Source organism: Cupriavidus sp. 01L46, assembly GCF_056399905.1.
This window is the reverse complement of sequence record NZ_JBFTSF010000289.1, coordinates 1-7447: the sequence shown is the minus strand read 5'-3', so window position 1 is coordinate 7447 and position 7447 is coordinate 1. Positions and strand designations below refer to the sequence as shown.

The window sequence follows — 7447 nt, the reverse complement described above, 5'->3', positions numbered from 1 at the left end:
GTTCCATCCCGGGCAGTGCCCTCCTGATACAAGTTGACAGTCACGTTCGGCACGTTGGGCGTCCAGCTCGTGTGGATCAGCAGCGCGGGATCATCAAACGGACGCGTAGACGCGTAGATCACTTCACCCTTGATGCCACCGTTCTCATTGTCGGCGAACGGCGTCTTGCCAAACTCGATGAACGAACTCTGGCCCGAGAAGCCTTGCCAGCCAAGGGTGGTCACCGACGGCGGATCGATCCGGCCGGTCGACGGGTTGGCGGCGCTGTGGCCGGGGTGCAGGATCGAATAGCCGGTGCAATCGGCGTTGTCGCAGTACACCGCGCCGGGGACCCGTAGCTTGTCAGGCAGATGTGCAGTCGCGGATTCCGTTGTGTTGGCAAAATTCGCCGCAATGTTMGACTTACCGCCACCAGGCGTGCCATCCGGCGGACCGCCGGCGTCATAGACCACGTGCACACCCGTCTGCTTGAAACGGGTCGTATCGGCTTCCACCACATACCAGTTGAACAGCGGGAAGATCTCGTTGAACGCGGCGTAGCCGTTGAGGTCGGTATTGTTGAAATTGGAGTAGCTGCCATCGCGGAAGCGGATGTTGGTCGGAACCAGCGTGAGGCCAGGCTCGCCGTCTTGCGAAACGCCATCACGATTCAGATCGACGAACGTTCTCGTATAGAGATTCGTGTGCCATTGCAGGACCGCAAGATCTCCGACGTTGACGCTCCTCGCGTTGGGTCCAAGCTGTACCGCCGTGGCGAGGCCATCGACGATCTGGTCGTTCCACTGGTCGAACACCGTCAGCCTGAATGTGCCATCGGGAATGCCGGAAAAGCTGAACTCGCCCTTGTCGTTGCACTTGGTGAAGGCAATATCCTCGCCGTCCGGATCCCCCAGGCTCACATAGCATTGCGTGAAAGCCAGGGAGTCGCGCGAGCCACTACCGTAGAGATGCTGGTTGGGCGGCCGGCTGTAGTGCAGGTTGGTGATTCTGCCGTTGACCGCATTGGCGCACGAGGCTCCAGAACGGTCGCATAGGCCGGACTTCGCGGCATTGGTCCTGCGATCATTGATGATCTTCGCGTTGGCGAAGCCGACGGAGACGTGGAAGCCGGCCGGGCCAAACTCCTGGAAGTACGCCGGGCCGCCTACCTTGATGAAGGCATCATGGGCTTTCTGTCCGTCGAGCGTATTCGTCTGGAGCCACTCCTCGCCCTTGGCAATTCTGTCGGCTGCCGGCGTGGCCACCACGCCGTATCTGCCGGGCATCAGGTTGGCGATGATGGCCTGGCCGACCAGCGGGGAAAGTGTCTTGCCGTCGGACTCATATTTCGGACAGGTGGGAATCATGCCGACCAGTCCGTCTTTCGCCGACTTCGGCGTTGGCGAGATCGGGCACGCATTCAGGTGCGTGAGCGGATCAATCATCCCTTGCAGAGAGTTGGACAGGGGCATGTTGAACATGTCATACGTCATTTGCCCGGTGGCATCGCCTGTACCGCCCGCATCGTCGAAGAGCTTGATCTCGAAGCCTCCCAGTCCCGGTTCCCGGGACGTCCCGAAGCCCTCGGTGCCGCCGCTGACGTCGACTTCGCCGTTGAGCGGTGCGTCATCCTCGAACACGAACACCGAGACCTTCGCCGTCGCCAGCGGCGTTTGTTGCAGCGGTATGTTGACCGTCTTCTGTGCAGGCGCGATCGGCGCGCCGCCCATGCCGTGGCCACAGGTTCCCGTTCCGGGGGCGAAATCCGCGACCGACGGGCAGTCCTTGGCAATACTGAAAGGCCTCTGCGGTCCATTGGGATTGGCCGGATCGACCGGCTGGGGTCCCCCCGCACCCGCGGAGAAGGTGTTGCCGGCATCACCGGGCAAAATCGAAATGTAGTAGTGCTTGGCCGGGTCGAGCGCCACCTGGCTCGGGTCGACCGGGGCCTGCTGCGCGGAGTCCGTGCGGCAGACGCCATTGCCAACATCGCACACGGCTGGCATGTGCGAATTGCTCGCCGGGTCGAAGACAGTCTGCCCCGCCTCGCAGGCGACTTTCCCGACACAGCCCGCGGCAATGACAGGCATATAGCTGGTATGGAAACTGGTCCCCAGACTCGGCACAGGCAGCGCCGGGCAATTGGCCGGCCGCGTGGCGGAGTTCACCTGGCATGCGGGGTCGATCTGGAAGGTGCGGTCTTCCTCGATGATCCAGCGGTAGTCGGTGATCTTGACCGGCGTTGCCCCCGGTCGCACGCTCGGCGCGTCAAATACGTTTACGACCAGGCCACTGCCGCCCTTGAACGTCACCGTCACCGTGGCGGCATTGCTCGGCGTCTTCTGCGAATTCACCGCCTTGTACTTGAAGGTCACGCTAGCCGTCGTCGCGGCGCCCGGCGCAGCCGTGGGTATTGCCGTGAACGAGCCGTCCGCGTTCAGCGTGACCGTGCCGCCTGTGGCGCTACCGGCGACCAGCGCGGCAGTCAGCGGAAGCTGCGAAGGATCGCTATCGTTCGCCAGCACGCCGGGCGCGCCGATCTGCAACCGCGATGCGATATTGCTGGCGAAGCTATCGCCGCCGGCTGTGGGCGCCCCCCCCTTGCAACTACCGGTACAGGCGCCCAGCGTCACCTTCGCCGTCAGTGCGGCGTTTCCGTTAGCCTGGTACGTGAAGCTGTCGGACGCGGTGCCAGCATTGGGCACGTAGGTAAACGTACCATCAGGATTCAAGGTGACCGTGCCGCCCGTGGGTGCTGTCAGCAGCTTGACGCCATAGACGCCCACGTCGTTGGCGACCACGCCCTTGGCGGGGTCCGCCACCGTCAGGCTACTGCCCGAAACCAGGAAGTAGGAGTCGGGGTTGGCCTTCGCAGTCACCCCGCTGGAGGGCAAAGTGGCGCCATTGGCACCGACATATGCCATCATGCCGCCGTCGCGCTGATTGTTGGTGGATAGACTCAACTGACGATCAAACACCGCCAGGGCTGCTGGCGCGGTCGCCGGAGCGACAGCCACGGGGGCATTGATCAGTACATCATAAGTCTTGCCTGCCGCCAGGAATACTTCATTCTGCACTCGCCGGTTCCCCGGGAGGAGATTGCCATCCTCCGCTACCAGTGACAGCCCCGAAACCACCTTGGGCGTACCCGAGCTGTTGTCGGTGGTCAGGGCCCCTACGATGGACGGTACATGCATGCGCAGACCAGCGTTGACGAAGCGCACCAGGACACTGCCGGTGGCGTTGGCAGGGTTCGTCGAGAACAGCGAACCGGCGATCTTGGTTCTGTCGAAAGCGACGCCATTGACAAGGTAGTAGCGCGGATCGTAGTTGACGGCCGGCGGATAGCACGCGGCCGCGCCGTCGCTGCAGATCACGCCAGTCAAGGTCAACGCCGCAACGATCTGCGCCCCGGTGCCCGTGGCACTCGTTACCGTGACGGCGGGAACGGCGTAATAGCCCGTACCGGCACTGTCAACCGTGATACCCGTGATAGCGCCGCCGCCATCCACGCTTGCGACATGAGCCGTCGCCGCTACCGAAGCGCCGCCACCGGAGAACGCGACGAGATCGCCAACCTTGTAGCCGGTACCGGCGATGGGGTTGCCGGCGGAGTCGAGTGCCACCGAGATGGAGCTGACCGAGTCCCTGAGGACGCGCGAGGAGGTTTCGCTGAAATTCGCCGACGACACAGCCGTGGCCACTGCGGCATTCTGCGTGGCATCGATTTCACTGAGCAGCAGCGGAGCGTCCGCGTTGTAGGTGACGCCCGGATAGGCGGTGCCCAGCGCGGGCACTACGGGAGCAGTGGTAACCACCAGCACGCCGTAAAGACCCATCGGACCCTGGATGGAGGGGTGGGTTCCCGATTCAATCAGGTAGGTACCGGGCTTGAGATTGTTCCAGGTCAGCGCCGTTGGGCTTGCGCCCGTGGTCGTCGCCACTTCGGTTGCCAGGGACTGCACACGCGGCCCCTGCGCGGGCGGATTGAAGGTGGCGCCATTGCTATCCCCGGCAATCGGCCAGGTAACGGCCTGCACCGCATGGTTCGGGCTGGGCATCATGGTCCGCGCGGTGCCCAGACCGCCGCCCAATTGCCCCACGATCACCAGCGACGTCGGTATGCCCGAGGTGGCGCCTGGAGGCACCGGCAGGTGATTGGTAAGATTGATCGTCAGATTGCCGGGAGGGACGGTAATCACCACGGGCGTCCAGCTCGTCCCGGCATTCGGGTTCAAGCCTTTGCAGGTGGCGGGCGCGGCGACGCCGGTGCAGCTGTAGCCCCACATCGGCACGATCTGTCCGTCGGGAAGCGTGGTGCTGGTGGCGCTCGCCGTCAGGTTGACGCTCTGCGCGAAGGACACGCAGCTCGCCATGGAGAGGATCGATGCAGCGAGGCCTGTCTTGACCAAGTCGAAGAGGCTCGCCTTGAACTGGTTGGATCTCATCGCGTTTCCCCTGACCTCTAGTTGGCTTCGTTGATCGTGAAGGCTTGCGGATCGACGAGCATCATCATCATCATCCCGCCCGGGAAGATATTGTTCGTGGTGATCTCACGCTCATTGTGCGAGTGCCACATGAAGGCAAAACCAGCCTCGCTCGTGGGCGGGTTCGCGATCGTGCCTGATGGTGGCGTGGTACCCGTGGGCCCGACAGCGCGGGTTGTCGCATCCGGCCCCAGGTAGGGACTGCCGCCGTACCAGGTGCCGTTCGTCAGGATGTTCGCATCGGGCAGCGTCACGGGACCGCCGCTGCCTACCTGCCCGAACGGGTGGGTTTCGAGAGGCTTGTTATGATCCTGGCACCATTCGTAGTAGTTCGGCGCCAGCGGGTCGCTCGTGTAGTACCCATTGGCATCCGGAACGCAGACCACGGGCTTGTTGAGGTATGCGGGGAACGCCTGGTCCGTGTACACGGCACCATCGCTGTGGCCATATACGTCCCAGTTCAATCCCTTGCCGGTCCAGTAGAAGATGCCATCCATCGCCATGCCCGGCGTGGTCGTCGTGGTAAAGAGCAGCGGCCCCGCAGGCGTGGCATTGTCGGTCTGGCTCAGCAGGAGGTTGCCATCGCGCGCCAGCACCCGCACATGATTGCCGTGTTCGTGGAAGGGATGCTGCCAGCGGCCGGTGCCGATGATTCTCAGCAGCACAAGCTCGCCGGGATGCATGTGCGGATYGCCGTTGTACGGCTGGTGCGGATATTGCACCGCGTAGTTCGGGTCCATGTCATCGGGCATGGAGCGCCCGTTGATCATGAAGTAAGCCGGATGGTAGGGCTCGGTCTCGACAGTCATGCAGCCATTGGGGCGCGTGCATGCCTTCCCTGCCGTGGTGCCGACCTGCTGCTCCGCTTGGGCATGGATGCGCGGATCCATCTCGGAGAACTGGAACAGGTACTCGCGGTCATAGCATGCGGCACTGTTGGTGTAGGCCGCGGCGGCGTTTCGGTAGTCAGTCTGACCGTCAGGGAGCGTGCTGCCGACGGCACGGCAGCCAGCAGGGACGGTGGTCGGCAGGACGATGATCGCACCATACAGCCCCATTTCTATCTGCAGGTCGCTCTGCGTGCCGCTGTAGTAGCCATGGGTACCCTCCGTCGTCGCGACGAAGGTATAGGTGACCGAGCCGCCGTGCGCGGCCTCCCTCGTGAGCAGCCCTGGCACTCCGTTCGACGTGGTGACCTGGAACCCGGGAAAGAGAATCGAAGTGTTGCCCGCGGCGGCCGGCAGGTTATTCCTGAGCGTCACCGTCACGGTGTCGCCCTTCCTGACGATCAGCGTCGGCCCCGGTATCTGCATGCTCGGGCAAGCCGCGCCGGGGATAGCCGCCGGCGAAAAACCGGCCGGCGCGGTGCCGCCAGTCCGGCAGCCGTACCCCCAAGAATAGACGCTCGATCCATCGGGCTGGCTGATGCGGGCCGCCTCGGCAGTCAGATCGAAACTCGTCCCGGTAATGCCCGGCGCGGCGGCTTGCGCCGGCATGCAGAGCAGCGCGGCGAGGATAACCGCCGCGAGCCCTGCGAGGCCTGCGATCCACGTGTTTCTGGTGATGTGGCCCACGGCTCTTCTCCCACTAGTTGGTGCAGACCTTGGTAGCCGGGTCCACTGCAGCGCAGATGTGGACCTCGGTCATCAAGCCACCGAAGTTCTCGGCGTCATTCGAAAGGTGATCCAGGTTCGGCGTGTACAGGTAGTACGTCGATCCCACGGGGTAGCGATTCTTGTCGCTTGCGTCCAGGATCACATCCACCGACTCGCCGCCGCCCAGGGTGATCGAATTCGTGTAGTAGGTCATGTCGTTGCCGGACATGTCGCGCAACAGCCGCGCGTTGACGCCGACCACGTGCATCGGGATGCCGAGCGAGGCCAGCGTCTGGAACTCGCTGACATCGAGATCCGAGATCCTGAGCAGGGCCTTGCCGCCAAGCGGGATGTTGATCAGCGTCGGCAGCGGCTGCGAGAAATGCGAGGTGCCATCGGCTACCTGCGTACTCATCGCCCCGGGCGTGACCGTGTCCGGATAGCTTCGTCCGTTCAGCAGAAAGTACTTGTCCTTCATGTCGGTAAAGGGTTCCGGGTTGAAGGTCATGCCGACGAAGTGGAAGTTCGGATCGAATCCATGGATCTGGATCGGATACTCGACGTCATAGGCGGTCGAGCCGTCACCATCGTTATAGGCATATAGCGTCGGCGAGTTGCTCTTGTTGACCTGGTGAACAGCGCCGTTGTTCACGCGCGGAAGAGGCGTCGAGCACAGGATATCGGTTCCGCACCTGGTACGCGGATCGCTCTGCTGGGCCTGCAGCGCAGCGTACAGCGACGCTCCGCTCGGGACGCGGTTCTGACGAGGCCGGACATAGATCTGGCCCACCATGCCCATCTGGAGGTGTTCCGGGGGGGTGATGTGGCAATGCCAGAAGTACGTACCGGCATCCGGAGCCAGGTAGTAATACGTGAAGCTGCCGCCGATATTGATGGCAACGGAAGCATCGGGCACACCATCGTAGAACGACGAGGCGTTCGGATAGCCGTGGAAGTGCACCGTATGCTGCTCGAACAGGTCGGGACGCATGATCATGCCGACGTTCGTCAGTGTGAGGAAGAACTCGTCGTCCTCGTCGATCGCCATGGTGGGGGCCGGTATGTTGCCGTTCATCACGCCGACATCCATGATGGGCCGTGGATCGACGTGCCCGGTGAGTGCGTTGCCGGCATTCGGATCCGGGACGAGGCCGACCGCGCCATTGACAGACGGCCAGGCAGAATTGAACACCGAAGCCGGCTCCGTGCCGGGCAGGCCCTGCTTGATATCCGCGAGACCCGACAGAGGACCGAACGAGAACATATAGGTCTGTGTCCCGTCGCCCATCGTCGAGTAGCCGTCGCCGCCCGAGATCTGCTGACACTTGATGCCATCGCTGACCACGCCCGCTGCCGACTTCGGGTGAAGCGCCGTATCGTCCGGGC

The 7447-nt window shown here is 63.2% G+C and carries 3 protein-coding genes; all 3 read right to left on the bottom strand.

Going from position 1 to position 7447, the window contains the following annotated elements:
• On the bottom strand, positions 1-4427 hold a 4427-nt coding region (locus AC1DS3_RS31820), incomplete at its 3' end, for an Ig-like domain-containing protein (RefSeq protein ID WP_477128703.1).
• A 17-nt stretch (positions 4428-4444) separates the two neighbouring features.
• Positions 4445-6040, bottom strand: coding sequence for a multicopper oxidase domain-containing protein (locus AC1DS3_RS31815; RefSeq protein WP_477128702.1), 1596 nt, complete (start codon positions 6038-6040; stop codon positions 4445-4447).
• A gap of 13 nt (positions 6041-6053) precedes the next feature.
• Positions 6054-7447, bottom strand: a 1394-nt coding sequence (locus AC1DS3_RS31810) for a multicopper oxidase domain-containing protein (protein WP_477128701.1), incomplete at its 5' end; no start/stop codon positions are given.